The sequence below is a fragment of the Bradyrhizobium algeriense genome, from assembly GCF_036924595.1.
GTDB lineage: Bacteria > Pseudomonadota > Alphaproteobacteria > Rhizobiales > Xanthobacteraceae > Bradyrhizobium > Bradyrhizobium algeriense.
In genome coordinates, this window is the sequence record NZ_JAZHRV010000001.1 from 7,656,635 (window position 1) to 7,682,338 (window position 25,704).

A 25,704-nucleotide genomic window follows, 5' to 3' on the forward strand; every position below is an offset into this window, starting at 1 on the left:
GGTTTTTGTTGGCGCATCATCCGACGTCCCCTGATGCTGTCAACCGCCCGGGATGAGCCTCAGGAATGCATTAGGTCCTTGACCGAGCTCTCTGACCGGCTCTGCGGCTTGCGGTCGGTTACGAGCGCCAGCAGCACCGTCATGACCATAAAGGCGACGGAGGCGCCAAACACCCAATGCGGCATGTTCTGGTCCATGATCCAGCCGAACAACAACGGGCTGAGGATGCCGCTGAAATTGAATCCGGTCGACACGATGCCGAACGCCCGTCCGGCCGCGCCTGCCGGAGCGGCGTTGCGCACCAGCATGTCGCGCGAGGGCGCGATGACGCCGCCGAGGAATCCGGCCAGCCCCATCGCGGCGGTCAGCACGGCCGACGGCAGGTTGATCGTCGCAATGATCGTGATGATGACGGCGTTGATCGCAAAGCACGCGGCGGCGACATTGCCGTGGCGCTTCGTGCGGTCGGCGAGGTAGCCGCCGGCCAGCACGCCGGCCGCGCTGGCGCCGAGAAAGGCGGTCAGCGCGATATTGGCGGCCGAGAATGTCACGCCATAGCCACTCATCAGCGCGACCACGCCGAAATTGCTGATGCCGGCGTTGGACAGGCCGAGCAGCATGAAGAAGATCGTCAGCACGATGATGGCCGGCGTCACGATGCTCTGCTGCGGCGCCGGCACGCCATCGGACTTGCGATCGGCCGAGCTCGCATCGGGAATGCGGACCGCGATCAACAGCAGCGCCACAACAGGGCCGACCGCGCCGGCCACGATCAGGGCGCCGAGACCGCCGACGATTGCCACCAGCGCGGCCATGATCGCAGGCGCCACCGCGCCGCCAAGGAAGCCCGCAAAAGTGTGGACCGAAAACGCCCGGCCCATCCGCGCTTCATCCATATGCGTCGACAGGATCGCATAGTCGCACGGGTGATAGACGCTGTTGGCGAGCCCAAGCAGCGCGGCGCAGACGATCAGCGAGACGTAACTCAGATGCAGGCCGAGCATGATCAGCGCCAGGCCGCCGACGGTGAGGCCGATCAGCAGCACCTTTCGCGCGCCGATATGGTCGGCGAGGTAGCCGATCGGCGCCTGCGTCAGGCCGGAGACGACGCCGAACACGGTGAGCGCAAAACCGAGCTCGATATAGCCGACGCCAAGCTGTTCTTTGAGGAACGGAAACAGCATCGGCAGCACGAAGAGATGGAAATGGCTGACCCAATGGGCGACCGAAATCGCAGCGAGCGTACGCAGCGAAGTGTCCGCTTTGGCTTGTTGCGGTGCGGCCAGAATGTCGACCATGTCAGCTCAAAATCCCGTGTCACTTCCGGCCCCTGGAGCGTTTTCCAGCGAAGTGGAACCGGTTCGCGTCAAGAAAACGCGTCAAATCAAAAATCCAGAGCCCCGTTCCGATTCCATCGGAACGAAAAAGGCTCCTGGCAGCGGCGAAAATATCGTCCAGCCGTTATTTGTCCATGAATACCGCTGCATGGCTGCCCCGGCGGAGGGCAGGGACACGCCGATTGCATCATTAAATCGGGAGACAAAGGCGGCCGGCGCGGCAATGATCCGGCATGCCTGATCCCGCAAAACCGCTCCGGGTGCTCGTCTCCGAAGGTTCCTCTACCTCGGCCCGGGAGGCGATTACGATTCTGGGTCTTTCGGGCCACCACATCGAGGTCTGCGATCCCTCGCCGTGGTGCCTTTCGCGGTTCTCGCGGTTGGTTGCGAAGTTTCACCGTTGCCCCGGACTGCGGGATGACCCCGCCGGCTATCTGGCCTTCATCGAGCAGCGACTGGTCGACGGGAAATTCGATGTGCTGCTGCCGACGCATGAGCAGGGATTTTTGTTTGCCCGGGCGAGGCAGCGCATGGAAGGCTGCGTCGGCCTCGCGCTGCCGAGCTTCGAGAGCTACCGTACCGCGCACAGCAAGGCAGGCTTCAGCCGGCTGCTCGATCGATTGGGACTGCCGCAGCCGCCGACGCAAATCGTGACGTCGGCGCAGCAATTGCGTGAAGCCGTCCGATTTCCTGCCGTCGTCAAGACGTCGGTCGGCACCGCGAGCCGCGGCATCTGGTTCATACGCAATGCCGACGATCTCGAAAGCCCGCTGCACGATCTCGGCGCCGGCGATGCACTTGCCGACGAGATTTTGGTGCAAGACCTTGTCGCGGGCACGACCGAGAAGGCGCAGTCGGTGTTTTGCCGCGGCCAGATGATCGGCTTTCATGCCTATCGGCAGGTCATGCCCGGCATAGGCGGCGGCGAGGCGATCAAGCAGAGCGTGAGGCGGCCCATCGTGCGCGCGCATCTCGAAAAGGTCGGACAGGCGCTCGATTGGCACGGTGCGCTGTCGATCGACTACATCATGCCGGATCATGGCGACGCGCCTTTGCTGATCGATGGCAATCCGCGTCTGGTCGAGCCAATGAACGCGTATCGCTCCGGCATCGATCTGGTTGGATTGCTGCTTCAGATCTCGCTCGGAGAGACACCTGCGCCCTTGCCGGAGAGCCGCGAGGGCGTGCTCACACATCTGGCGATGCAGGCGCTGCTCGGATGCGCCGCGCGCGGTGGGACGCGGTCCGACGTCGTCAGGGAAATCGTGCGTCTGTGCGCGAACAGCGCGCCCTATGCCGGCAGCAGCGAAGAACTCACGCCGATGCGATCAGATTGGATCAGCGCTGTGCCGCTTGCGGTGACGGCAGCTTTGCTGCTGGCTTCGCCGAAGTCAGCGATAAAACTCGCGCGTGGCGGATTTGGTGCGCATCTGCTCGATGTCGGGAGTATTCGAGCGATAGAGGGGGAGGGGTTTGGCACGTGAGTCGTAGGGTGGACAAAGGCGCTCTTGCGCCGTGCCCACCATCTATCCTCGACCGTCATCTCGAATGGTGGGCACGCTTGCGCTTTGCCCACCTACGAAGTTCCAGCTGTTGTGCTACAACGGCTCATCATCATTGCCGTGGCGGTCGCGCTTCGGCGTGGCGATGTCGCCGTCCTCGTAGTCCTCGTCCTCGACCGGCGCACGTTCCGGTTTTTTCGGCTTGTCGTCCGCCGGCTTCGGAGGCTCGTTCTTCCTGCCAGTTCCGCCCATCTGATGCCTTTTTCGTCGGATGAATCGACGTTGCTCTGCTTGCCGATTCGGAGTATCGGCATGATCTCAATCCGATCGCGTTGGGCCGGCATGTTAGCGCCGGCCACAAGAACTTTCCTGCCCTTTTTGCGGCGTTCAGTCCAAAAGGGCCTTCACACGGAGCCAGCATGAAGAAGCCCCGCCCTGCGGCGGAAGAACCGCAGCCGCGCAAAACCATCCGCGCCGACAAGGCGCCGACCACCGGTTACTCGCTGGTGGTGGACGGTCATTTCAAATCGCATCACGACACAGTCGAGGCTGCCGAAGAGGCGGGCATGGCCCTGAAGAACAGGTTCCAGATGCTTCAGGTGCAGGTCTACGATGCCGAGAACAAGACGCGTTCGATGATCGATTGGCCTGGGCCGGCGTAAACGCGGCGGATATCTGACCGACTTTTCGTTTCGGCCCGGCAAAAGCGCGAAGCGTCTTCGCGCTTTTGCCCGGGCGTGACGAGACGCCCGCATGACGAGACACCCCTAAGAGTCCGACCTCAGGTTCGCCGTCCGCCGTTCTGTTGGCTCGCCAGCCAGTCGGACAAGGCCACCGGCTTCTCGTTCGACCGCTTGGTGCTGGCGGGCGCCTTTCTTGCGGCCTTCGCGGCGGGAGCACGTTGCGGCTCGGCTGCCTCGCGCGCGAGACGCAACGCCTTCAGCTTCGCCATATTGTCGAGCACAGCCTTGGCGCTGGCGTCGCGTTCGGCCTTGCCGGATCTCGCGTCCTGGGCGGCCTTTGTCGCCTTGTCCACACGGGCCTGGGCGCGATCACGATCTTCTTTCGTCATTTCAGATCAGCCTCTTTTCGCGGCCTTGGTCTTGGCCTTGCTTTTAACCGCCGGTTCCGGCGGGTTTTCACGGTCGGCCGCTTCCTTTGCCAGACGGAGCGCGCGCAACTTCTCGGTCCGCTTTCGGATCGCGATGTCGGCGGCCGCGATCTCGGCCATCGCCTTGATGCCTTCGACTTCCTGGGTGCGCTTCCGATTCAGCCGAATCTCCTTCAGTTCGGCGGCGCTCTTCGGCTCATCGTCCATGTCATACCTCTGAAATCACGACAGATATCGTCGAGCGGTCTGCCGGCGGTTTACCACGGATCGGGGCGCAGAGGATGTTATTTTCGGTCGAAAAAGCCGCACTTTCTTGTCAAATCAGCCCTCATTTTGAAGGGCCGCGTCGTCGTCGGCCTCGTCGGGCGCCGCAGCATCGAAGCTCGCCAGCCAGGCGCTCAGCGCCGCCGACGCATGGCCCTGCGACTTCATCTGCCGCAATGCGATGCGGACGCTGATCCGGCCGTGGCGGTCACCGGCCACCGCCGTGGGCGGCTCGCCGGCAAGCACCGCATCGACCACCCGCCGCTTGGTCGCAAGGGCTGCGGGATCGCCGCACGCGGCCATCATCCGCTGAAAGGCATGATGGTGGGTGGCGTAGAACGGCCGGGCCTCGCCCAGGCCGTCCCGTGCCGGATGCGGCGGATAGAGATGCGCGCAGGGAATCCACCCCTGAGGCACCGGCTCGGTCGCGGGATGGGTTCGCCGGCTTTGCAGGAGCCGCGGCAGCACATGCGTGTGCGGTCCCTCCGGGCTCTTGCCCAAGGGCGGCGGGATCGGCTGATAGACCTCGATGCGGCCGAGCCGGCTGATGAAGACGCGGTGCGGATTGGCCGCGAGGATCATTGCCATGGCGGGATTGCCGGGCTCGAACACGGCGCGGCCGGCATGTTCGCGCAATCGCGCAGCGAGGCTGTGATCGTCGATTCGAATACAGCAATCGATCTGCAGCGCGCCGAAACCCAGATCGAACAGAACACAATTCCGGTCTTCCTCACGCGGCGCTTCGTGATCAGGGCCGATCTCCGTCAGCGCAATGCGCTGGTGCATGGCGCAATCATCTCGCGGCAGGCAAAGCGCGACCCGTTGATTCCACCCGGTCCTGGTGATGCCTTCCGACGCGAAGGGGCGGATGGCGGGATGCGGTTTGAGGGCAATGCCGCCGCGCGCCGTCACGGCCGAAACGGCCTCAGGCGTTTGGCTCAAGCGCACCGGCTCGTCAGGGGCGCGCGAAAATTCGGCGATGGCGCCGAAGGTGCCGAGGCTCCATTGCGTATCGGGATTGGATATCTCCCGCGGCAAGAGATCGATGGCTGCGGCGCTCATCGCCGCCTGCGGAACGGAAGCGGGGCAGGCATGAAAAAAAATTCTCCCGGGCAATAGGCGCAAGGAGAATACCGTCTTGTCAGGTCAGGACAAGCCGGTTCGGCATGGCGCCGAACCGGCTATTGCGGTCAGAACGTCGCGCCGACCTTCACCATGTAGGTGCGGCCGGGAAGCGGATAGGCCGAGAAGCGACCCGGCGTGAACATGCTCGCGACGGCGTAGTCGTAGTACAGCGCGTCGAAGATATTGTTGACGGAGATCGACCAGAAGAAGCGCTCGTACGCGCCGCTCAGCTTGAAATCGACCGTTGCGCTCGCTGGAATCAGGCGTTGGGTATTGGCCTGGTCGTTGTCCATGAAGCGCTCGCTCCAGGCGCGCACCGTGGCGTCGGCGACGAGATAGTTCTGCCAGATATTCCAGCTGACGCCGGCGCTGCCGGTGTAGCGGGACACCAGCGGAACGTCGTTGCCGGCAAACGGGCCTTCGCGGAACACCGCACGGGTATAGGCCATGCCGCCGCGCAACTGCACGGTATCGCTGACACGAAACGACGCGCTGGTTTCCGAGCCGTAGCGGCGGGTCGGATCGAGATTGACGTTGAAGCGTTGTATCGGGTTGAACTGGAGTTCGTTCTCGAGGTCCATGTTATAGATGCTCGATTGAACTTCGAGCGGTCCGGATTTGATGCGAACGCCGCCCTCGATGTCATGAGAGGTCTGGGTCTTCAGCCTGAAGTCACCGGGAAGCGCGTTGAAGAAGGGGTCGAAGGCGGGACCCGAGGAGAGCCTTTCATCGACGTTCGGCGTGCGGAACGCGCGTGCGGCCCGCCCAAACACCGAGAACACATTATTGAAGCGATGTTCGAGGCCGATATGCAGGGCGTATTGCCCTTCCTCGGAATCCAGCGGGAAATTCTGGACGCTGCACGAAAAGAATATCGCGCAGTTCGGATCGTTCTGGAGAATGTCCCGGGCTTTCAGGGTGGTCCGTTGCAGGCGTCCGCCATATGAAAAATCTGTCGTCGGCAGTAACCCGATGGTTTGCTGAAAGTACCCGGCGAGCGTTTGCTGTGACAAATCGTAGGTGTGAATGGGGATCATGCCTTTGGCGACCGGACGCTCTGAGTGATAGGTCGCGTCGTAATAATCGACGCCGGTCAGGATGGCCGAAGGCATTCCGAAGATCACGTTCTTGATGCTCAAGCGCGGCGTGATCGACCATGTCTGCAGATGGCTGTCGACATAGTTGAACGGAATCGTCGGCAACAGCCCGAAGAACCCGGCCTGCTGCTTCTTGTCGCGCACGCCGCCATCGACGATGAGGTCAACGCCGTTCATCAAGGTCTTGGTGAAGCCGGCAGTGGCGTTGGCGCCCTGCTGGTTGCCATAGTCGAACGGGGTATTGGTGCCGCGGCGGTTGGTGACGAGCTGGTTCAGGCCGGTCGCCGGATCAACGGTGCGGCCGCCGGGGAAACCCAGCTTCTGGTCGTCGCCCGACAGCGTCAGGAACGCGGTGAGACCGGGCGTGGTGTAATTCAAATTGCCGACGCCATTGCGCTGGTCGAGGGCGTTGTTGACCCGATAGCCATCGGACTTGATGCCGTTGCCGTAGAACGACGTCGACCACGGCCCGTAATTGGTCGCGGCCGAAATCGAGGCCTGCCGCTGGTTGAACGATCCGACGCCGGCTTCAGCGCGGATCGCGACCGGTGGGCCGCCGACGCCGTTCTTCAGGACGATGTTGATGACGCCGCCGATCGCATTGTCGCCGTACAGCACCGCGCCACTGTTGCCGCGGGTGATTTCGATGCGCTCGATCGAATCGCGCGGAATGGTCGAGAAATCCACACCTTGTATGTCGACGTCATTGACCCTGCGTCCATTGATGAGGAGCAGGGTATTGGAGGAGGCGAACGCACCGAAGCCACGGAGGTCAACACTGGTCCTTGCGCCATTAACGCCGCCAAACAGGCTCGTCAGTTGCACGCCCGGTGTCTGTGCGATAATTTCCTGTACGGTGTAGGCCGGCGAACGCGCGATATCCTGCGCTGTTATGACCGCGGTCGATGTGCCGACGATGCCGTTGAATTGCCGGACAGCGCCTACGCCGGTCGAGAACGAGTCCGCTACCGGGCCGGGTGCCGACGCAGCGTCGGTGCGGGGTGTCGGAGATGTGCGAGGCACCGCGCGGCGCGAGGTTGATGGCTCACCGTAGGTCGGCTTGGCGCGGGTCCGGTTCGGGTCGGTGGGCGAGGTGATCTCGATCGGCGGCAATTGCTCGGATGGCGTCTGCTGCGCCTGCGCGCCGGAAATGCCGAGCGATACGACAGGTATCAGGAAACTGGAGGCAAGCCAGTAGCGGCGCTGCCGCGTGGCGATGGTGGAAGACATGGTTCAGACCTCGGTATGACGTCAGTGGCACGTCACAGCGAACCAAGTCTCACCATGTGCTAATGCAGCTTAGGTGAAGCTAATGCCTGTACTCCCCGACCGACATCTTCGCGTGTGACCACGGCTGACGGCAGGTCTCCTGGCTCGCGGGTCGTTACCCATCGTCGCCTTCCCAGGACCGAGATTCCCAGTGGCCTATGACGAAGGATTCGCCGCTTACAGTTGCGGGGGCAGCCGCGGAATTGGGGGACTTCCCCGCACCGCATTCCCTTTTGATCCCCAAAAACGGGAACCGTCGGGAACTATGGTAGAAGTTTGCCAAAGTTCGAGTCAATCCGCCTTGGGCGCGCTTGCGATGTCAACTGGACGAGTGCGCTATTTTTGCCGCATGAGCACTCCTGCCTGTTCTTTGCCTGCGCTCCTGTACCGGAGCGGGTAAACCTGCTTTAGGACGATCAATGAGTGTTGAGGCTGTAACCGTGACCAACGAGGATGCCGCGCGCCGGCGGATCGGCGCGACCGCGGCGCTTGCCGCCCTCGTTGGGCTGCTGGTGCTGATCTCGCTGGGTATTGGTCCGGTGCGGCTGTCGCCGCTTGCCGTGGCGGAAGCGCTGTTCGGCGGCGGCAGCGAGGTTTCGCAGGTGATCGTGCGGGAAATCCGCCTGCCGCGGACGCTCTTGGCGCTGGCGATCGGCGCCATCCTCGGGCTGTCAGGCGCATCGCTGCAGGGCCTGTTGCGCAATCCGCTGGCCTCGCCCGAGTTGTTCGGCGCGCCGCAATCGGCCGCGTTCGGTGCGGTGCTGGTGATCGCCTTGGGGCTGGCCGACGTGCGCTCCTACGCGCTGCCGGTCGCGGCGATCATCGCGGCGTTCGTTTCGGTGTTCGGGCTGCTGACCATCGCCGGGCGCAATGCCGGGCTGCTCATCCTCATCCTCTCGGGCCTCGCGATTTCGAGCTTCGCGGGCGCGGCCACCGCGCTGGTGATGAACCTCTCCAGCAATCCCTTCGTGGTGCTGGAGATCGCGTTCTGGCTGCTCGGCTCGCTGGAGGACCGCAGTTTTCAGCATGTCATGCTGGCGTTTCCCTTCATCATTGCCGGCGCGATCATGCTGTTCAGCCAGCGCCATGCCTTTCGCGCGCTGAGCCTGGGCGAGGAAACCGCGCAAAGCCTCGGCGTCGATGTCGGCCGCCTGCGGCTGTTCGTGATTTCGGGCGTGGCGCTCGGCGTCGGCGGCGCGGTCGCCGTCACCGGCACCATCGGTTTCATAGGGCTGGTCGCGCCGCATCTGATGCGACCATTGATCGGCCACGATCCGGGACGGCTGTTGGTGCCGAGCGCGCTCGCAGGCTCGGCGCTGCTGCTGGCGGCCGATATCGCTGTTCGTATCATTCCCTCGACATCGGACATCAAGGTCGGCGTGCTGACCTCGATCATCGGCGTGCCGTTCTTCCTCTATCTGATCATGCGCGAACGCCGCGCGCTCGGCGGAGGCGTCGCATGAGCGAGGTGGCGCTTCTGATCGCAAGGGGACTCGGCGTGCGGCTCGCCGGCCGCGTCGTGCTGAAAGACGTTTCGCTGGCGCTGTCGCCGGGACATCTGGTGGCGCTGGTCGGGCCGAACGGCGCCGGCAAGACCACGCTGTTGCGGGCGCTGGCGGGATTGATCCCGTCCGAAGGCGAGATCGAGATCGGCGGCATCGCACTAGCTTCGCTTCCGCTGCGCGAGCGCGCAAAACGCTTTGGCTATCTGCCGCAGGGGCATGTGGTGCATTGGCCGCTGCCGGCGCGCGACATCGTGGCGCTCGGCCGCTATCCGCATGGCGCCACCGATCCGGCGCGGCTGTCGCCCAAAGATGCGGAGGCGGTGCTGCGCGCGATGCAGGCGGTCGACGTGATGGCGTTCAGCGATCGCCGCGTCACGGAATTGTCCGGCGGCGAGCGCAGCCGCGTCGCGCTGGCGCGCGCGCTGGCGGTGGAGGCACCGGTCATCCTGGCCGACGAGCCGACCGCCTCGCTCGACCCGCGGCATCAGATCGACGTCATGAAGAATCTGCGGGTGACTGCCGACAAGGGCGTGCTCGTCATTGTCGTGACGCATGATCTGGGATTGGCGGCGCGGTTTGCCGACCATGTGCTGGTGCTGCGCGAAGGCCGCCTGGTGTCGCAGGGCGGGCCGGCGGCGGCGCTGTCCGAGCAGGTGATGGCTGACGTGTTCAGGATCTCGGCCTATCGCGCGGAATTCCAGCGCGAGGCCGTGATCGTGCCGTGGGCGGATATCTGATGGATCGATATCTGGTGCGATGGCGGCTGGCATTTCTGGTCGCGGTGATGGCACTTGCGTTGCCGGGCAGCACTGCGTTCGCAGCCAATCTGCCGCGCCTGGTGTCGATGAATGTCTGCACCGACCAATTGCTGCTGACGCTGGCCGACCCCGAGCAGATTCTGGGATTGAGCCGGTTTTCGCGGGACGGCTGGCAATCGCAGGCGGGCGACATGAGCCGCTATCCGGTTCTCTCCGGAGGAGCCGAAGACGTGCTGCTCATCAGGCCCGACATCGTCGTCGCCAGCGCGTTCGACAAGCGCTCGACGCGGGAACTGTTGAAGGCCAAGGGGCTTCGTCTCGCCGAACTCGCCGTGCCGCGAACCCTCGACGAAGCGCGGCAGCAGATCCGCGAGGCTGGCGACATCACCGGTCATCCCGATCGCGCGGCGGCGGAAATCGCACGGCTTGATGCCGCGCTGGCGCGCGCCCGCCACGCGGTCTCGGAGCGCCATTACCGCGTGCTGCCGTTGTCGCGGCGCGGCTGGGTGGCGGGCAGCGACAGCTTTGTCGGGTCGCTGCTCAGCGAAATTGGCTTGCGCAGCGCAGCCGGTGATCTCGGCTTTGCCTTCGGCGGCTTTGCTTCGCTGGAAGCGATCGTGAACTTACGGCCGGACTTCATCGTGGTTTCGCAGGCCGGCGACACTGCGAGGGACGACGGCCAGGCGTTCCTGCTGCATCCGGCGCTGGAGCGTTTTTATCCACCGGAAAAGCGCATCGTGATTCCGGAGCGCATGACCGAGTGCGGCGGCGTGCTGCTGGCGGATGCGCTGGATGCGCTGACGGCGGAGGTGAAGCGGGTGGGAAACTAATTTCGTAGTTCGTAGTTTCGTAGGGTGGGCAAAGCGCAGCGTGCCCACCGTCCAGAGCGAATGTGTTGATGGATGGTGGGCACGGCGCAAGGGCGCCTTTGCCCACCCTACGGGCATCTCACCCCATCACCACCGGTCCACCTACCTTCTTCCACGCATCGATACCGCCCTCGATATGCGCGGTGTTGGCGAGCCCCGCGTTCTTCGCGGCAGTCACCGCCATCGCAGAGCGTTCGCCGAAGGCGCAGAAGAACACCACGCGGCGGCCGGTGGCGGCGGCGACTTCGCGCAGCATGCCGCCGGGCTTGAGGCTCTCGGCGATGCCGGGATAGGGCGCATGCAGGGCGCCCGAGATCGTGCCGTGCTTGGCGCGCTCGCTGGTTTCGCGCAAATCCACCAGCAGGATGTCGGGCCGGCCGAGACGGTTGATCGCGTCGCGGGCAGAGAGCGCGAGCCCCTGCTTGGCGAGATCCTCCTGATGCAGGCCGACATGCATGTTGGCGGGCACCGCCACGTCCATCATCTTCGGGTTCGGCAGCTTCAGATTGGCCATCAGCTCGATATATTCGTCGACCGAGCGCACTTGAAGACGCGGATTGTAACGCCGCTCCTCGCCGATGGTGGAAACCGTGTCGCCCTTGTAGTCGTGGGCGGGAAATACCATGGTTTCATCCGGCAATTTCAGCAGCCGGTTGAAGATCGATTCGTATTGCGCGCGCGAAGAGCCGTTCTGAAAGTCGGTGCGGCCGGTGCCACGGATCAGAAGCGTATCGCCGGTGAAGACGCGGTCGCCCATCAAATAAGAGTAGGAATCGTCGGTGTGGCCGGGCGTGTACATGACGTCGAGGCTGAGGCCCTCGATCATCACCTTGTCGCCGTCGGAAACCCGCATCGACACCACGTCGGCCTTGCTCTGCTCGCCCATGATGGTGATGCACTGGGTGCGGTCGCGCAGTTCGCCGAGGCCCGTGACGTGGTCGGCGTGCAGATGGGTGTCGACCGCCTTCACCAGTCGCAAATCCAGTTCGCGCAGCAGCTGGCAGTAGCGGTCGGCTTTCTCCAGCACGGGGTCGAGGATCAACGCCTCGCCGCCGGCGCGGCTCGCCAGCAGGTAGCTGTAGGTGCCCGAAACACTGTCGAAGAGCTGACGAAAGATCATGGCTACACGTCCGCGTTAATTCAGATCGGATCAGGGGCGGATGTAGCTCCAGCCCTGCTCCTACAATCCATCAATTGTACCACGGCCCACGGGGAGAGGTGATTTGTTTCGCTTCACTCGCAATCACGATGTCGGTGATCATGGCCGCACCAGCGTATATCCGTTTTCGGTCAGAAAAAGAATTTGCGCGACGCCGACCTGCACCGGCGTCGCTGCTGAAATGAACTCCGGCCGCTTGCCGGCTTCGCGTTCGATTGTATCAACCGTGTTGAGGCAGATGTCGAAACGCGCACCCTGCGCCACCAGGCTCTCGACCATCTTGCGATTGGGATTTTCCGGGCGCAGCAGCTCGATGCCGGGGCCGAACGCCACGACCTCGATCGCGACCTTGTCGGGGTCGTAATGCTTCATCAAATTGCTGGCGACGCTGAGCACGAGGCCCTGCTTGCGCGGGTCGTTGTCGGAGAGCTGCAGCACGATTCTGTGCTCGGCGAACGGCTTGTCCTGCAGCGGCGCCTGCTGGGCGTGCGTCGCAGACGCGGCGGCCGCGATCAGAAGCGCCGCGGCCATGGTGCGCGTGATGGCCGAAAAACCCATCATCCTTGTCCCGCAATGCCCGGATTGTCCTCGACGCCTTTCAGCGTGACGCCAGGCAGCGACCGGTTGGGCGGCTTGCCCGACCGCAGATGTTTGGCGACCACGTCCCAGACCGGCGCGCCGGTCTGCTCGTTGACCGAGGCCCACCCCGCCACCTTGTAGCGCTTGCCGGCCTCCAGCGCGTGGCCGTTATCGAGCTTGAGTTCGGAAATCCGCTTGCCCACGCTCTCGTTCGGACTGCAGGTGTAGGCGAGCCCGCCGACGCGCACCATGTCGCCGCCCTGCTGGTAATAGGGATCGGCGTTGAAGAGATTGTCGCAGATGTCTTCCAGCACGTCCTTGATCTGGCCGCCGGTCATGGTCTGGATGTAGGTCTCCGGATAGGTGACGGCGGTCTGCGCCATCACGTCCTCCATGGTCAGCGGCTGGCCTGCGAGCGCCGTAGTGCCCCAGCGGAAGCCCGGCGACAGCGCTATCTCGGCGTTCAGTTCGCCGAGCAGTGCGTCGCAGATCAGTTGATCCATGCTGCCGCTGAAATTGCCGCGGCGATAGAGCAGGCGGTCGGCGGCGGCGATCTTTTCATCCAGCGTCGCCGCATGCGGCGCGCGTATCTTGTCGATCAGCGCCTGCATCGCCGGATCGGGCTTCAGCAGTTCCGAAAACACCGGGAGCAGCCGGTATCGCACGTTGCTGACCTTGCCCTTGCCGACCTCGAGATCGAGCACCGCCAGAAACTTGCCGTTCGAGCCGGCATTGGTGACGAGCGTGACGCCCGCCGGATTGGTCACGGCAATCGGCTGCGGCACGGCGTCGTGGGTATGGCCGCCGAGAATGACGTCGATGCCGGTGACGCGGCTGGCAAGCTTGAGGTCGACGTCCATTCCGTTATGCGAGAGCAGGATGACGGCATCGGCCTTGTCGGTGTTGCGATGGATATCGACGAGCTTTTGCAGCTCTTCATCGCGGATGCCGAATTTCCAGTCCGGCGTGAAACGCTTCGGGTGCGCGATCGGCACGTAGGGGAACGCCTGCCCGATCACGGCGATGCGATGCCCGCCGATCTCCTTGATGATGGACGGCTTGAAGACGCGTCCCGAGGCTGGATCGAACGCCTTGGCGTCGTTGAAGGCGGCTTCTTCCGTGAGAAAGACGTTCTGCGCCAGGAATTCGCCCTTGAAGCGTTCGAGGTTGGCGCGCAGCGCCTTTTCGCCATAGGTGAATTCCCAATGGCCGGTCATCGCCTCGATGCCGAGCAGGTTGGCGGCGTCGACCATGTCGGCGCCCTGCAGCGTGTTGGAAAGGCCGCTGCCCTGCCAGAGATCGCCGCCGTCGAGCAGCAACGCGCGCCCCGCGCCGGCCTCGCTGCGCATCCGGTCGACCAATGTCTTGAGATGCGCAAAACCGCCGAGCTTGCCGAATCTCCCGGCGGCCTTCTCGAACTCGATGCAGGTGAAAGCATAGGCGTCGGCACTGTCGGGCCGGATGCCGAAGCGATCGAGAAACGCCCTTCCGACCAGATGCGGCGGGTTGCCCCGCATCGGTCCGATGCCGAGATTGACGCTCGGCTCGCGGAAGAACACCGGCCGAAGCTGCGCATGGGTATCGGTGATGTGCAGGATGCGGGCATTGCCGAAGCGCTCGAGATCGTAAACGCCCGCATTCTCGGCGCCGCGCGCCAGCCGTGGCAGGCTGCCGGACAGGGTGGCGGCGCCCGCTAGCGTCAGGAAATCGCGGCGGCGGATGGTCATGCGGGTCTCCGCGCGTCGTAAAGACTCTTAATTGTTGAGCATGATCTTGGCGGAAAACCGGTTTCCGCTTTTCCGGATCATGCTCTAGCGAATTTCCATATCCTTCCAGCGGGTCTTCTCGCTGGTGGCCTGGAAGATCGAAGCCTTGGCCAAGGCCTCGGCTTCCTTGGCCGACGCCGTGGCCTTGTCGAAATCGCCGGCGTCAGCCGCCTTCTTCGCCGCCGTCAGCGTCGCCGCCGTGGTGGTCCATTGGTTGCGCAGTTTGCCGGCCTCCTTGTTGGCCGCTTCAGCCGCGGCGTAAGCCGCCTTGAAGTCGTCCTCGGAGCCTGCGGCGAGCGCGGACACCGCGCCTGCGGCAAGCAGTGCCAGAATCAACGCGGATTTCTGCATCACGTTCCTCATGGCCGCGCTCCCGGGCCTGAAATCGGCAGCCCGTTGCTGACATAGGACAGGTAGTATTCGACGTTGCGGTATTCATCATCCTGCGGGCTCAGCGGCACGCCGCGGATCTGGCTGTTGCAGGTGGTGAAGCGGCGGCTGGTGGTGCCCATGCCGCTCCATTCCGAACGGTAGATCGGCATCGCGTTGACGATGCCAAGCGCAGGCGCCAGGATTTCGGCGCGGATGCGCTCGCCCGGGCTCTGCACGTGGCAGGTGGCGCAAGAGAAGTTTAGCTGGCCGCGTCGCGTGTAGAAATATTCCTTGCCGTTCTCGTAGGCCGCGAGCGCGCGGGGATCGTTCGGGATCTTGATGTCCATCGGCTTGCCGCGCGAAGTGAAGGCCATATAGGCGGTCAGCGCTGCCATTTCGTCCTTCACATAGGAGTACGGCGGTTCGCCATTGGCCTCGCGGCAGCGGTTCAGTGCGAGCTCCAGCGTGATGACCTTGCCTTCCTTCTCATCGAAGTAAGGATAGTTCTGGCGGATGCCGATGCCCTTGTTGGGGAAGCAATCTTCGTAGCTCTTGCCGTTCTTGAACGGCTTGGAGAACATTTCCTTGCCCATCTCGAGCGAGAATTCGTAAGGAGGGAATTGCTCCTTCTCCTGCCACTGCCGGTGCAGGTCCTCGTTCATCGAATAGGGGCCGTTGACGAAATCCTCGAACTTCACCTTGGGAAACTTGTCGGTGAAGAATTTCTGGAACGCCTTGGCGTCGGCGACCGGGTCGATCTTGTCTGCGGCATCAGAGGGCAGGCTGCCCGCAAGCGTCAGCGCTGCGAGTGCAAGCGCGGCGGACGCCAGATAGATCGCGGATCGCAGCTTCATTGGATCTTCGCCGTGGTGGTGTCGGTCGCGCCCTTGTTGTCGACCCAGCTGATCTTCAACTCGTCGCCCTTCTTGCCGCCCTTGAAGGCGAACTTGACGTAGGGATCCTTGGACACGCCGCCGCCCCAGTCGGCGGTGAACACGTTCTTGCCTTCATACTCGAAAGTCAGTTGCTGGATGAAATGCGGCGGAATGATCTCGCCCTTGGCGTCCTTGACGAAGCCGGAATCCATCGGATGCTGGATCAGCGCCTGCACCTCGGTGGTCTCGCCGCTCGAAGTGGCGCGCACGCGAATGGTCGATGCCATCTGAATTCTCCTAGCCTGTTCCTTGGCGCATGATCTTGTCGAAAAACCGGTGTCTGGTTTCCCGGATCATGCGGCGCTGCCCGTTAGCCGCCGCAACCGCCGACGGTGACCTTGACTTCCTTGTTGGCGCTGTAGAGCTTGCCGCCGGCTTCCACGACCACGATCACGTTGCTGGTTCGCGCCATCTTGATGCGGTTGGCGACGTTTGGAAGCGTGCCGGCCGGAATCTTGTAGGACGCCACCAGCGCGACCGGATTTTCGCTGACCAGGAACGAGATTGAGGTCACGTCCGGCAGCGTCGTCGTCACCGATATCGGAACCACGGCGCCGTTCTCCGCGATTTCGGGCGCGTCCATCTTGACCTTGTCCGAAGGCTCCGCCGTCTTGCCGTAGAGCGCCTTGATCGCGTCGGCTTCGCTCTTGGCCTTGAACGCCTCTTCCGGATATTTGTCGTTGGCTGCGGCAAGCGCCGGTGTCAGGCCAAAGGGAAGATTACCGAGTCCGACGAGCGCGACTGCGCCTGCACCCTGCAGGAGCAGTCGCCGCGTGGCCGAAAATCCGACGTCAGTCATGTCCATCGTCTCCTAAAGCGTGCGCGCGCACGTCACAGCCTTAAATCTCTTGGTCCTGCGTCACAGCGTTTGCAGGAAATCAACGACCGCTTCGATTTCCTTTGGAGTCAGAATCCGGTTTCGTCCGAATGGCGGCATCACGGTCAGGGGATTGCGCTCGGTTTCATCGTGAACGATCGCGACGAGGTCTGCGCGATTGGGATACTTGCTCTTGATGTCGATCAGTTCCGGTCCGATCGAGCCTGGAAGGTTGCCGCCCTTGATGACGTGGCAGGTCAGGCAATTGCCCTTGCTACGATCGAAGGCGAGCTTCTGGCCTTCGGCCGCGGCGGACTGCGCATGCGCCGTGCCTGCCGACAGCAAAGCGCCGATCACCAGCGCCAGCGTGAGCGCCGGGAGCCTTAACGCCAGAAGTCTTGCGGATTCCGTCAGGGAATGATCGGTCACGGGCGTTTCCGTCGTTTCTATTTCGATTGCATCGTGTCGAGCGGCCCGGTCGTGCGTGGCGTCAGGTCTCTGCCTTCCGCCGTCGACGATAGCCTGACATCGGCGGCGTTGACGCAATTATTCATGCAGGGCTTGGCCATCGTATCGGGGCGCGGGTCGGTCCAGATGAAATTGTCGCGATTGCGCATTTTGACTTTCGGCAAGCTGTTGCGATCGGCAACGAATTCATTGGGAACGAGGTCGTTCAGGCTCAGAATATAGGCGGTCAAAGCATAAACGTCATCTGCTGACAATGTGTGCGGCGCGGACATCGGCATGGCGCGGTTAATATAGTCCCATAGGGTCGGGGCGAACGGCCAGTAGCTGCCGACCGTCGGCTCCGGGCGCTCGTCCCGGAGCGATCCGACGCCGCCCACCAGCTTGGGGAAGCGGCCTTCGCCTTCGCCGAAGGTTCCATGACAGGCGGCGCATTGTTCGGCATAGACGTCGGCGCCCCGGTCAACCGTGCCCTTGCCCGGTGGCAGGCCTGCGCCGTCCTCGCCGCGCACGTCGATGTCCCATCCGGCGATCTGCGCCGGGCTCGCCACGCGGCCGTAACCGAACGAGCCGGGCTCTGCCGCGCCGGCGAGGCCTCCAGCCGCCAGCAAGATGGCCACGATCACCAGGCAAATCTTACGCGAGCTGAACATTGAAGACGCTTCCGTCTGATTTGACCTGCCAGGTCTGGATTGAATTGTTGTGATAGATCGAGTTCGAGCCGCGCTGCTTTCGCAGCTCCGCAATCGTCGGCTGCACATAACCGGTCTCGTCGATGACGCGGGATGCGACCAGCGCCGGGCGGCCGTCCCAGCGCCAGGGCAGGGTGAATTTCGTCAGCGCCTTCGACAGCACCGGCTCATGCAGCCGCGCGGTTTGCCAGTTGACGCCGCCATCCATGGAAACGTCGACACGCCTGATCTTGCCGCTGCCGGTCCATGCCAGTCCCCTGATTTCATAGAGGCCGGGCCCATCGAGCGGCTTTTCCGGGCAGGGAAAGGTGATGACGGATTTGGCGTCGATCAGCCAGGTGAAGCCGCGCGAGGTGCCGTCCGGCATCAGGTCGGTGTATTTCGAGGTTTCCTCGCGGGAATGCCAGGGTTTGTCGCCGAGCTTGATCCGGCGCAGCCACTTGATGTTGACATTGCCTTCCCAGCCCGGCACCACCAGCCGCAGCGGATAGCCCTGTTCGGGCCGCAGCGCCTCGCCGTTCTGCGCGTAGACCACGAGACAATCGTCGAGACATTTGTCGAGCGGCAGGCTGCGGTTCATATGCGCGCCATCGGCGCCTTCGACCATCGCCCACTTCGCTTCCTTTTTGACGCCGACCTCTTCCAGCAGCGTCGACAGTCTTACGCCGGTCCATTCGGCGCAACTGACCATGCCGTGGCTGAACTGCAGCGAGTTCATCTGCGCGGCGCGCCAGTTCATGCCGCCATTGGCCGGGCATTCGATGAAATGGATGCGCGTGATCTGCGGGAAGCGCAGGATGTCCTTCATGGTGAGCAGCAGCGGGCGCTCGACCAGCCCGTGGATCATCAGTTTGTGCTGCGCCGGATCGATGTCGGGCCGTCCCGCATGGTGGCGCTCGAAGAACAATCCATTGGGTGTGATGATGCCGTGCAGGTCCTGCAGCGGCGAAAAGCTTACGGACGATTCCGCGCTGGCAGTGAGCCAGGGAACGTTGCGCCGGATGACGGAGGCTTCGGTATCCGCAGGCCGGCCATAGGGCCGATCGACCACGCCAGCGCCGATCGATTGCGACCACGGAGCGTCCGCGGGAGGAGACGCCTGCGCGGGGCCGGCGGTCGCGGGTTTGCTGCCGAAGGCGAGGCTGCCGGCCAGCGCTGCGCCGAGGCCAAGAACGCGGCGTCGCCCCAAAGGCGCGTCCGCGCCGGCAAGATCGGAGAGAACAGCCTTGCTGCGTAACGGGTCAGGCCGCACGTTTTCTTCCCCTCCCGGCCACATCGCCGCATCATTTCTTGCTTTTTTGAACCGGTATCGACATTTGCTAATTTAGTCAATGCTAAATAAAGGCTCGGACGTTAGTATGTCATGTGTGCTTCGCAGGCACGGAAAACCATCCTGGATTGGACGCGATGAGAGCAGCCGCGGCGACAGCCCAAGAGCCACAATCGGCCCCCGGCGCCGACGATGCGGCGGCGCTGAAGCAGCTGGCGAAGCAGGCCGGCGAAGCTACCCAACTCCTGAAAATGCTCGCCAACGAAAAGCGCTTGCTGATCCTCTGCTTTCTCGCCGTGCGCGGCGAGATGACGGTCGGGGAACTGGTCGGCATCGTCAAGCTGAGCCAGTCCGCATTGTCGCAACATTTGGCGAAATTGCGCGCCGACGGCCTGGTCGAATTCCGGCGGACGTCGCAGACGCTGCACTATCGCGTGGCCGATGAGCGTGCTTTGCGCCTGCTGCAGGTGCTGAAGGAAATGTATTGCGGCGAATTGAAGTGACGCGCCGCATCCACATGTTCAGGATCATGGCGATTTTTGCGCGAGGCTAACGTGGCGGAATATGTGGTGGAATTCGGCAAGGATGGACGGCCGGTCGAACCCGACGGCCGGCTCGATGCGGCGGCGTTTCATCGCAACCATGCGCCGATCTGGGCGGTGCTGCAAAAATTCCTCGCCGGCAAATCTGGTGACGTGCTGGAGGCCGGCAGCGGCACCGGCCAGCATGTCGTGCACTTTGCAAAACATACTCCTGATATCATCTGGTGGCCGAGCGATCTCAACGAGCGGCACCTGAAGAGTATCGAAGCGTGGCGCGCTTATGCCGGCATGCCGAACATCCGTCCGCCGCTGCGGATCGATCTCACCGATCCCGCATGGTCTTCGGCCATGCAAGACGGCGGCGGTCCGGCGGAATTGCTGGCGGTGTTCTGCGCCAATGTGATCCACATAGCTCCATGGCGCGTCGCCGAGGGCCTGTTCGCCGGCGTGGGGCGATATCTGCGCGCTGACGGCCGGTTATTTCTTTACGGTCCTTTCAAGCGCGACGGCAAGCACACCGCGATGAGCAACGCCGTGTTCGACACCAGCCTGCGCGAGCAGGATGCCGAATGGGGCGTGCGCGACATCGCCGATCTCGAGAAGCTTGCGGCGGCAGCGGGTCTTGCCCTGATCGAAACCGTGCCAATGCCCGCCAACAACCTGATCTTGGTCTACGGGCGATCGGCCGCATCGGCGTAGCGCCCTCTCCGCACCTCAGTGATAGGCGAGGCACCACTCTGATCCGCGAAGCCAGCAGCGCTCGTCAGGAACGTCCTGGTCCCGGTACAGTCGTGTGACCTTTTGCCAGCCGCCACGGGCGAAGGCTTCAGCAAGCGCTCGTTCGGACGCCTCGTCGCGGCCGCCGGCGCAGGGGAATATCGCAACTGGCGAAATCCATTGTGCCAAATAGTTCGCGGCTCTTCGCTCAATTCGGAACACTGCGCCGGCGCTCGCCAAGCGCTCCGGCGCTATGCCGCCAAATCCCTGATCCGACGTCATCGGCATGATGAGGCGGCCGCCATCGGCAAGGCCATCGAGCCAGCGTGCCGCTGGCTGGGTGCAGCCGGCGTTGACATAGATGACATCGGCGGCATCGAACGGCACCTGCGTGCCGTCGCCTTCAATCACCGCGACATTCGCATAGGGCGCCAGGCTGGCTCTGGCACGCGCGGCGAGGCTCCCATCATATTCGATTCCCGTTACCCGCCCTGACGGCCCGACGAGATGCGCGAGGATGGCGGTGTAATAACCCGTACCAGTGCCAACATGCACCACGTGCCCGCCGACCGCGGGTAATGCCTGATGGATGAGATGGGCATGCAACGACGGTTGCCCGTTGTTGACGCGGCGCTCGGGCACCAGCGCGACCAGATCGTCGGTATAGAGATAGACGGGGTCGGCGTCGGGTGTCGACACATAGTCGCGCAGCCATCGTCGCACCAGCCACGGACCTGGGCCGAGAAAATCCTCGCGGGGGATGACAGCAAACGCTTGGGCAAGGCGCGCATCGTCGACGCTTGCGGCGGCAAGTACCTGCTTGGCGTATGCCGCACGAACGATGCGGAGTTCGGCTTGCGTGTCCATTTTGCTCTCCATCCCGGCCCATGCTATCAGTCTTGTGTGATTTGACACACCGATAGGTGTGTTAAATAGCATACTCATCGTAAGGAGGCCAGATTGAAAAAGCGGCTCTATCCGGCCGTGCTGGAGCGCGGTCCGCGCGGTGCGCTCGGCGCATGGTTTCCCGATTTTCCGGGCTGCGTGGCCGGCGGGCGGTCGCAGGAAGAGGCGATCGAGAAAGCGGAGGGTGCGCTGGCGCGAGCGGTGGACGGCATGGCAGAGCAGGGCAGGCCGCTGCCGGCGCCGACGCCGATCGCGCAGATCGCGTTGCCCAAGGGCGCCGACGTCGTCGCCTATTTCATCGTCGGGGTCGATCCGCCCGATCCGTCCGAGCGGGTGAACGTCTATTTGCCGAAGAGCCTGATTACGCGGATCGACAAGCGCGCCACGGAGCTTGGCATGAGCCGCTCCAGCTTCTTCGGCTTCGCAGCTACGATCGCGCTTGATTGGAATCCGGGTTTCCCGCACGCCGGCGCGGCGGATCCTCGCTCAAAGGTCCACAAGACCGGTGCGGTGCGAGCCCAAAGGAGACCAGGCAAGAGGCGGCCGTAAAGGCGCGTTTTCGCGTGGCGTAATCTGTTGGCCGCGCGCGAGAGCGGCTGCGGTGCGCTGGCCCGCGCTTCGGCCCAAAGCGAAACACTACGTGGCGTTATCCGCCCAGCCGATCTTGTTTCTCAGGAATGTGTAGCCGAGTGCGATGAACCCGGCGCGTTCGCGGTTGTCCTTGCCGTAGCCGTGACCGCCCGCCGCCGGTTCGTAGAAATGGGCTTCGTATCCCATCGCTTGCAGCTTGGCCGCCATCTTGCGGGCGTGGCCGGGATGAACGCGGTCGTCGCGGCGCGTGGTGGCGATCAGGATCGGCGGGTAGTTCTGGCCCGGTGTTGCAGCGTGATAGGCGGAATAGGTCTTCAGCCACTCCCACTCCGCGGACTTGTCGGGATCGCCATATTCCGCGATCCAGCTCGCGCCCGCGAGCAGCTTCGTGTAGCGGCGCATGTCGATCAGGGGAATCGTGCAGAACAGCGCGCCAAATCTTTCGGGGTAGCGCACCAGCATGTTGGTGATCAGGATGCCGCCGTTCGATCCGCCTTCGGCGGCAATTCGATTGGCGCGCGTCACGCCGCGCTTGACGAGGTCGGCGGCAACAGCCGCGAAATCATCATGCGCCAGCCGCTTTCCGGCGTAACGGCCGGCATCGTGCCAGCGCGTACCGAACTCGCCGCCGCCGCGGATATTGGCCTGCACCGTGGTGCCGCCGCGCTCCAGCCAGAGCTTGCCGAGCGCGGAGTTGTAATATGGTTTCACCGCAGCGCCGAAGCCGCCATAGGCGCTCATATAGAGCGGTGCATCGCCGGTCTCGGTGGCGGGACCGGTCTGCACATAGGGAATGCGCTCGCCGTCCACCGAAATCGCCTCATGGCGGGTGACGATAAGTCCGTCGGCGGAGAAGGTCTCCGGCGCCCGCTTCAATACAGCGGGGCTGGCTGTGCCCTCGATCAGCAGCAGCGAAGGCGGCGTCACGGGATCCTGCACATTGGCGAGCAGGTCGCCGTTGCTCTCGGCTTCGTGACGGTCGAGACGCCAGACATCGACCACACCGATTTCGGGAAGCCCCCGTAGTTGCGCGCGCGCCCAGCCGCTTGCCGACGGCGTGCAGATTTCGAACACCGGGCGCAACTCGTCGAGAACAGACAAGATAAGTTTGCCGGCCGTCCAGAAAAAGCCTTGTAGCGCCCGCCGTGGCTCCGGCTCGAAAACGACGGTGAAGTTTCGCTCGCCCGCCAGAAAGGCCGAGAGCGAGATGCCGAGCACGCTGTCCGGCGCGTGGGTCTTGCCGGCGATCGTCCAGGCGCTGCGCAGTTTCACGACCAGCCAGTCGCCATGCGCTTCCATCCAGATGTCGGTCGGCAGGTCGAGCTTTGTGCGCGGACCGGCCTCGGTGCCGAGCCAGAGATTAAGATTGAAGAAGTCGATCCGATCGATGAACCACATCCGCTGCGTTGGCCCGGTGTCGTCAACGCTGCAGTACGCGGCCATCCGGTCGGCCGGCACTTCGAACAGTACCGGCGCTCTTTCCACGGGCTCGCCGCGGCGCCACAGCCGGACCGTTCTCGCATAGCCGGAATTTGTCGCCATGCCCTCGCCCAGGGCGCTCGAAAGCAGCAGCGTGTCGGCGTTGACCCATTCGACGCCGCTCTTGGCTTCACGCAGGGTGAATCCGTTTGCGACGAAAGCTTTGGCATCCAGATCGAATTCCCGCAGCGTTACCGCGTCACTGCCTCCCCGCGAAAGGGCTGTTATCACGCGTGAGTTGCCCGGCAGCGGCTGCGTCCAGCTGAGCAGCCAATCCTTGCCTTCTTCAGTGGCGAGGCGGTCGATGTCCAGCAGCGTCTCCCAGCCTGGCTCCGCATTGCGAAAATCCGCAAGCGTCGTGCGCCGCCAGAGGCCGCGCGGATTTTTGGCATCCTTCCAGAGATTGTAGACGAGCGCGCCCTGGCGCGTGACATAGGGAATGTTGTCGGTGCGATCATAGATCGCCGCAAGCGCATCGCGATCAGTCTCGAATGGTCGGCCGCCGAAGGTTTCCAGCGTCAGCCGGCTTTGCCGGTCGACGAAATCAAGCGCGCGTTCGCCCTCGACTTCCTCGAGCCAGAGATAGGGATCATCGTCGGGCGCGGCGATGGTCGGCCTGTCGTCGATTGGCATGGCTTGAACTCCAGGAAATGCCGGTCGCTTGTACCGCAATAGGGCATGATCGGGCGACCCTCGATGTAGGCTGTTGCCGGTGTGCTGTCCAATGCGCGCGCTTCGCATAGCGCGCGCCCGTTTGCGCCGGTTGATCGCGTCGCCCAGCGTCTTCATAGTGCCCGCAAATGAATCGATAAGGCTCCTCCCCGGGGCCCTGCCGGGGCGGAATTGCCGATGTTGGATACCACCACAGCTACCGAAGAGATCGCCAATGACGCACGCGCACGCGGCAATGTGCTGCGGCTCGCCGCGGCGCAGGCGCTGACCGGCGCCAATTCGGCGGTCATTTTCGCCACCGGCTCGATCGTCGGCGCGACGCTGGCGCCGGGCATCTCGTTCGCCACCGTTCCGCTCTCGATGTATGTGCTGGGGCTCGCCGCCGGCACGCTGCCGACCGGCGCGATCTCGCGCGCCTATGGCCGCCGCATGGCTTTCATCATCGGCACGTTCTGCGGCGTGCTGACCGGCGCGCTTGCCGCCATCGCGGTCCTGTATGCCTCGTTCTGGCTGTTCTGCGGCGCGACGTTTCTCGGCGGTCTCTACGGCGCGGTCGCGCAGTCCTATCGTTTTGCCGCCGCCGACGGCGCCAGCACAGCGTTCCGGCCCAAGGCCATGTCGTGGGTGATGGCGGGCGGCGTGTTCGCCGGTGTGCTCGGTCCGCAGCTCGTGCAATGGACCATGGATATCTGGCCGCCTTATCTGTTTGCGTTCAGCTTCGTGGTGCAGGCCTTCGTCGCGCTGGTGGCGATGGCGGTGCTGTGGGGTGTCGATGCGCCGAAGCCCGCGCCGGCGGATATGCACGGCGGCCGGCCGCTGTTCGAGATCGCGCGGCAGCCGCGCTTCATTGCAGCCGCGCTATGCGGGGTGATTGCGTACCCCATGATGAACCTCGTGATGACCTCTGCGCCGCTCGCCATGAAGATGTGCGGATTGACCGTCAGCGATTCCAATTTCGGCATTCAGTGGCACATCGTGGCGATGTACGGGCCGAGCTTCTTCACGGGCTCGCTGATCGCACGTTTCGGCGCGCCGAAAATCGTTGCGCTCGGTCTGCTGCTGGAGGCGGCCGCGGCGGGAATCGGCCTTGCCGGCATCACCGCCATGCATTTCTGGGCGACGCTGATCGTGCTCGGGGTGGGCTGGAACTTTGCCTTCATCGGGGCGTCGGCGCTGGTGCTGGAGACGCATCGGCCGCAGGAACGCAACAAGGTGCAGGCCTTCAACGATTTCCTGGTGTTCGGAATGATGGCGCTGGGCTCGTTCTCGTCCGGCCAGTTGCTGGCGCATTACGGCTGGTCGATGGTAAATATGGTGGTGTTCCCGCCGGTGCTGCTCGGCCTTGCAGTGCTGTCTCTGGCCTCGCTCGCCAAGCGTCGGGCGAGGCTGCAGGCGGTCAACGAAATTCTTGATCCGAGTATTTGATTACTGCTGAAGCTGTAGGAGGCCCCATGCCGACGCGCGCCCGTCTCGATGAGTTCATTGCAGCCGTCGTCTCCGGCGACCACGCCGGAGCGATCGAGCGTTTCTACACGGAAGATGCCAGCATGCAGGAGAACGCGGCGCCGCCGCGGGTCGGTCGCGACGTCCTGGTCGCGCATGAGCGCGCGGTGCTGGAGCGCGTCAAGAGCGTGACGTCGACTTGCGTTGCCTCGGTCGTCGAGGGCGATCGCGTCGCAATCAACTGGGTGTTCGAGTTCGTCTATCATTCCGGCAAGACCGGCCGGTTCGACGAGGTCGCGCTGCAGGAATGGCGCGGCGACAGGGTGTTTCGCGAACGGTTCTTCTACGACCCGTCGAAGCCCTAGCTGCCACCTGCTGACAGTTCGGTGTCCGTCGAATTGATGGCCCTTGCAGCCTTGTTTGCTGTTGCCGACATGTGCCGGGCAAGCACGGAAATGACGC

The 25,704-nt window shown here is 63.6% G+C and carries 29 protein-coding genes and 1 riboswitch; of the genes, 11 read left to right on the plus strand and 18 right to left on the minus strand.

All coding sequences use genetic code 11. From position 1 onward, the window contains the following. Positions 1-59 precede the first annotated feature (59 nt). Positions 60-1,298, minus strand: coding sequence for an MFS transporter (locus V1286_RS36660; RefSeq protein ID WP_334488562.1), 1,239 nt, complete (start codon positions 1,296-1,298; stop codon positions 60-62). Here V1286_RS36660 and V1286_RS36665 point away from each other — a divergent pair. Both V1286_RS36665 and V1286_RS36670 read left to right on the plus strand, forming a co-directional pair. Continuing rightward, positions 1,288-1,578: a hypothetical protein gene (locus tag V1286_RS36665; protein ID WP_334488564.1), complete on the plus strand. Its 291-nt coding sequence runs from the start codon at positions 1,288-1,290 to the stop codon at positions 1,576-1,578. The genes V1286_RS36660 and V1286_RS36665 overlap by 11 nt on opposite strands. Next, positions 1,571-2,821 (plus strand): hypothetical protein, encoded by a 1,251-nt coding sequence (locus tag V1286_RS36670; RefSeq protein ID WP_334488566.1) that lies wholly within the window; start codon positions 1,571-1,573, stop codon positions 2,819-2,821. Before V1286_RS36665 ends, V1286_RS36670 begins: the two co-directional genes overlap by 8 nt. A 114-nt stretch (positions 2,822-2,935) precedes the next feature. On the opposite strand, the gene V1286_RS36675 is transcribed toward V1286_RS36670, so the two are convergent. Further along, on the minus strand, positions 2,936-3,091 hold the full coding sequence (locus V1286_RS36675; protein WP_334488569.1) for a hypothetical protein: 156 nt from the start codon (positions 3,089-3,091) through the stop codon (positions 2,936-2,938). Between the two features lie 167 nt (positions 3,092-3,258). Between V1286_RS36675 and V1286_RS36680 the strand changes: the two genes are divergently transcribed. Then, positions 3,259-3,501 (plus strand): hypothetical protein, encoded by a 243-nt coding sequence (locus V1286_RS36680; protein WP_334488572.1) that lies wholly within the window; start codon positions 3,259-3,261, stop codon positions 3,499-3,501. A gap of 119 nt (positions 3,502-3,620) precedes the next feature. On the opposite strand, the gene V1286_RS36685 is transcribed toward V1286_RS36680, so the two are convergent. The 4 genes from V1286_RS36685 to V1286_RS36700 form a co-directional block, all read right to left on the minus strand. Continuing rightward, the gene (locus V1286_RS36685; RefSeq protein WP_334488575.1) at positions 3,621-3,911 is read right to left on the minus strand and encodes a hypothetical protein; all 291 of its coding nucleotides are present in this window, start codon (positions 3,909-3,911) and stop codon (positions 3,621-3,623) included. A 6-nt stretch (positions 3,912-3,917) separates the two neighbouring features. Continuing rightward, complete coding sequence (locus V1286_RS36690; protein WP_108519637.1) at positions 3,918-4,157, minus strand: transcriptional regulator; 240 nt, start codon at positions 4,155-4,157, stop codon at positions 3,918-3,920. Positions 4,158-4,271: 114 nt separating this feature from the next. Beyond that, positions 4,272-5,276, minus strand: a complete 1,005-nt coding sequence (locus V1286_RS36695; protein WP_334488581.1) for a DUF6925 family protein — start codon at positions 5,274-5,276, stop codon at positions 4,272-4,274. 128 nt (positions 5,277-5,404) lie between these two features. Then, positions 5,405-7,666 (minus strand): TonB-dependent receptor, encoded by a 2,262-nt coding sequence (locus V1286_RS36700; protein ID WP_334488584.1) that lies wholly within the window; start codon positions 7,664-7,666, stop codon positions 5,405-5,407. A 112-nt stretch (positions 7,667-7,778) separates the two neighbouring features. Beyond that, positions 7,779-7,978, minus strand: a riboswitch (cobalamin riboswitch). A 146-nt stretch (positions 7,979-8,124) separates the two neighbouring features. On the opposite strand from V1286_RS36700, the gene V1286_RS36705 reads away from it, so the two are divergent. Genes V1286_RS36705 through V1286_RS36715 form a run of 3 tightly spaced genes read left to right on the plus strand, consistent with a single transcriptional unit; the run spans position 8,125 to position 10,798 of the window. Next, positions 8,125-9,168: a FecCD family ABC transporter permease gene (locus tag V1286_RS36705; protein WP_334488586.1), complete on the plus strand. Its 1,044-nt coding sequence runs from the start codon at positions 8,125-8,127 to the stop codon at positions 9,166-9,168. Further along, positions 9,165-9,947 carry an ABC transporter ATP-binding protein gene (locus V1286_RS36710; RefSeq protein WP_334488589.1) on the plus strand — a complete coding sequence of 261 codons (783 nt, stop codon included), beginning with the start codon at positions 9,165-9,167 and terminating at the stop codon, positions 9,945-9,947. Before V1286_RS36705 ends, V1286_RS36710 begins: the two co-directional genes overlap by 4 nt. Then, positions 9,947-10,798, plus strand: coding sequence for an ABC transporter substrate-binding protein (locus tag V1286_RS36715; protein WP_334488592.1), 852 nt, complete (start codon positions 9,947-9,949; stop codon positions 10,796-10,798). Before V1286_RS36710 ends, V1286_RS36715 begins: the two co-directional genes overlap by 1 nt. 118 nt (positions 10,799-10,916) lie before the next feature. Here the strand turns inward: V1286_RS36715 and V1286_RS36720 are convergent, their stop codons facing one another. From V1286_RS36720 to soxC, 10 genes are all read right to left on the minus strand, one after another. After that, positions 10,917-11,957: an MBL fold metallo-hydrolase gene (locus V1286_RS36720; protein ID WP_334488594.1), complete on the minus strand. Its 1,041-nt coding sequence runs from the start codon at positions 11,955-11,957 to the stop codon at positions 10,917-10,919. A 138-nt stretch (positions 11,958-12,095) separates the two neighbouring features. Continuing rightward, positions 12,096-12,554 (minus strand): DsrE family protein, encoded by a 459-nt coding sequence (locus tag V1286_RS36725; protein ID WP_417021302.1) that lies wholly within the window; start codon positions 12,552-12,554, stop codon positions 12,096-12,098. Continuing rightward, entirely contained in the window at positions 12,554-14,302 is a 1,749-nt protein-coding gene (soxB, locus tag V1286_RS36730; RefSeq protein WP_334488597.1) for a thiosulfohydrolase SoxB, read from the minus strand. Before soxB ends, V1286_RS36725 begins: the two co-directional genes overlap by 1 nt. An 84-nt stretch (positions 14,303-14,386) precedes the next feature. Continuing rightward, positions 14,387-14,692 carry a hypothetical protein gene (locus V1286_RS36735; RefSeq protein ID WP_334490173.1) on the minus strand — a complete coding sequence of 102 codons (306 nt, stop codon included), beginning with the start codon at positions 14,690-14,692 and terminating at the stop codon, positions 14,387-14,389. A gap of 8 nt (positions 14,693-14,700) precedes the next feature. Then, positions 14,701-15,567, minus strand: coding sequence for a sulfur oxidation c-type cytochrome SoxA (gene soxA / locus V1286_RS36740; RefSeq protein WP_108519630.1), 867 nt, complete (start codon positions 15,565-15,567; stop codon positions 14,701-14,703). Further along, entirely contained in the window at positions 15,564-15,875 is a 312-nt protein-coding gene (gene soxZ, locus V1286_RS36745) for a thiosulfate oxidation carrier complex protein SoxZ (protein WP_334488602.1), read from the minus strand. Before soxZ ends, soxA begins: the two co-directional genes overlap by 4 nt. A gap of 83 nt (positions 15,876-15,958) precedes the next feature. Next, on the minus strand, positions 15,959-16,447 hold the full coding sequence (soxY, locus tag V1286_RS36750; protein ID WP_334488605.1) for a thiosulfate oxidation carrier protein SoxY: 489 nt from the start codon (positions 16,445-16,447) through the stop codon (positions 15,959-15,961). A gap of 60 nt (positions 16,448-16,507) precedes the next feature. Next, the gene (gene soxX, locus V1286_RS36755; RefSeq protein WP_334490175.1) at positions 16,508-16,831 is read right to left on the minus strand and encodes a sulfur oxidation c-type cytochrome SoxX; all 324 of its coding nucleotides are present in this window, start codon (positions 16,829-16,831) and stop codon (positions 16,508-16,510) included. A gap of 80 nt (positions 16,832-16,911) precedes the next feature. Further along, positions 16,912-17,583 carry a c-type cytochrome gene (locus V1286_RS36760; RefSeq protein WP_334488607.1) on the minus strand — a complete coding sequence of 224 codons (672 nt, stop codon included), beginning with the start codon at positions 17,581-17,583 and terminating at the stop codon, positions 16,912-16,914. Continuing rightward, the gene (soxC, locus tag V1286_RS36765; protein ID WP_417021222.1) at positions 17,567-18,874 is read right to left on the minus strand and encodes a sulfite dehydrogenase; all 1,308 of its coding nucleotides are present in this window, start codon (positions 18,872-18,874) and stop codon (positions 17,567-17,569) included. The genes V1286_RS36760 and soxC overlap by 17 nt, the downstream gene beginning before the upstream one ends. A gap of 155 nt (positions 18,875-19,029) precedes the next feature. Here soxC and V1286_RS36770 point away from each other — a divergent pair, with 155 nt between their 5' ends. Together V1286_RS36770 and V1286_RS36775 are read left to right on the plus strand one after the other, a co-directional pair. After that, positions 19,030-19,395 (plus strand): ArsR/SmtB family transcription factor, encoded by a 366-nt coding sequence (locus tag V1286_RS36770; RefSeq protein WP_334488610.1) that lies wholly within the window; start codon positions 19,030-19,032, stop codon positions 19,393-19,395. A 51-nt stretch (positions 19,396-19,446) separates the two neighbouring features. Further along, positions 19,447-20,133, plus strand: a complete 687-nt coding sequence (locus V1286_RS36775) for a DUF938 domain-containing protein (RefSeq protein WP_334488614.1) — start codon at positions 19,447-19,449, stop codon at positions 20,131-20,133. 15 nt (positions 20,134-20,148) lie between these two features. Here the strand turns inward: V1286_RS36775 and V1286_RS36780 are convergent, their stop codons facing one another. Further along, the gene (locus V1286_RS36780; protein WP_334488617.1) at positions 20,149-21,018 is read right to left on the minus strand and encodes a protein-L-isoaspartate O-methyltransferase family protein; all 870 of its coding nucleotides are present in this window, start codon (positions 21,016-21,018) and stop codon (positions 20,149-20,151) included. 93 nt (positions 21,019-21,111) lie between these two features. On the opposite strand from V1286_RS36780, the gene V1286_RS36785 reads away from it, so the two are divergent. After that, complete coding sequence (locus V1286_RS36785; protein ID WP_334488619.1) at positions 21,112-21,606, plus strand: type II toxin-antitoxin system HicB family antitoxin; 495 nt, start codon at positions 21,112-21,114, stop codon at positions 21,604-21,606. An 87-nt stretch (positions 21,607-21,693) separates the two neighbouring features. Here the strand turns inward: V1286_RS36785 and V1286_RS36790 are convergent, their stop codons facing one another. Then, on the minus strand, positions 21,694-23,760 hold the full coding sequence (locus V1286_RS36790) for a prolyl oligopeptidase family serine peptidase (RefSeq protein ID WP_334488621.1): 2,067 nt from the start codon (positions 23,758-23,760) through the stop codon (positions 21,694-21,696). A gap of 216 nt (positions 23,761-23,976) precedes the next feature. Between V1286_RS36790 and V1286_RS36795 the strand changes: the two genes are divergently transcribed. Continuing rightward, positions 23,977-25,224 carry an MFS transporter gene (locus V1286_RS36795; RefSeq protein WP_334488623.1) on the plus strand — a complete coding sequence of 416 codons (1,248 nt, stop codon included), beginning with the start codon at positions 23,977-23,979 and terminating at the stop codon, positions 25,222-25,224. Between the two features lie 26 nt (positions 25,225-25,250). Then, positions 25,251-25,607 (plus strand): nuclear transport factor 2 family protein, encoded by a 357-nt coding sequence (locus V1286_RS36800; protein ID WP_334488626.1) that lies wholly within the window; start codon positions 25,251-25,253, stop codon positions 25,605-25,607. The last annotated feature ends 97 nt before the right edge of the window (positions 25,608-25,704 follow it).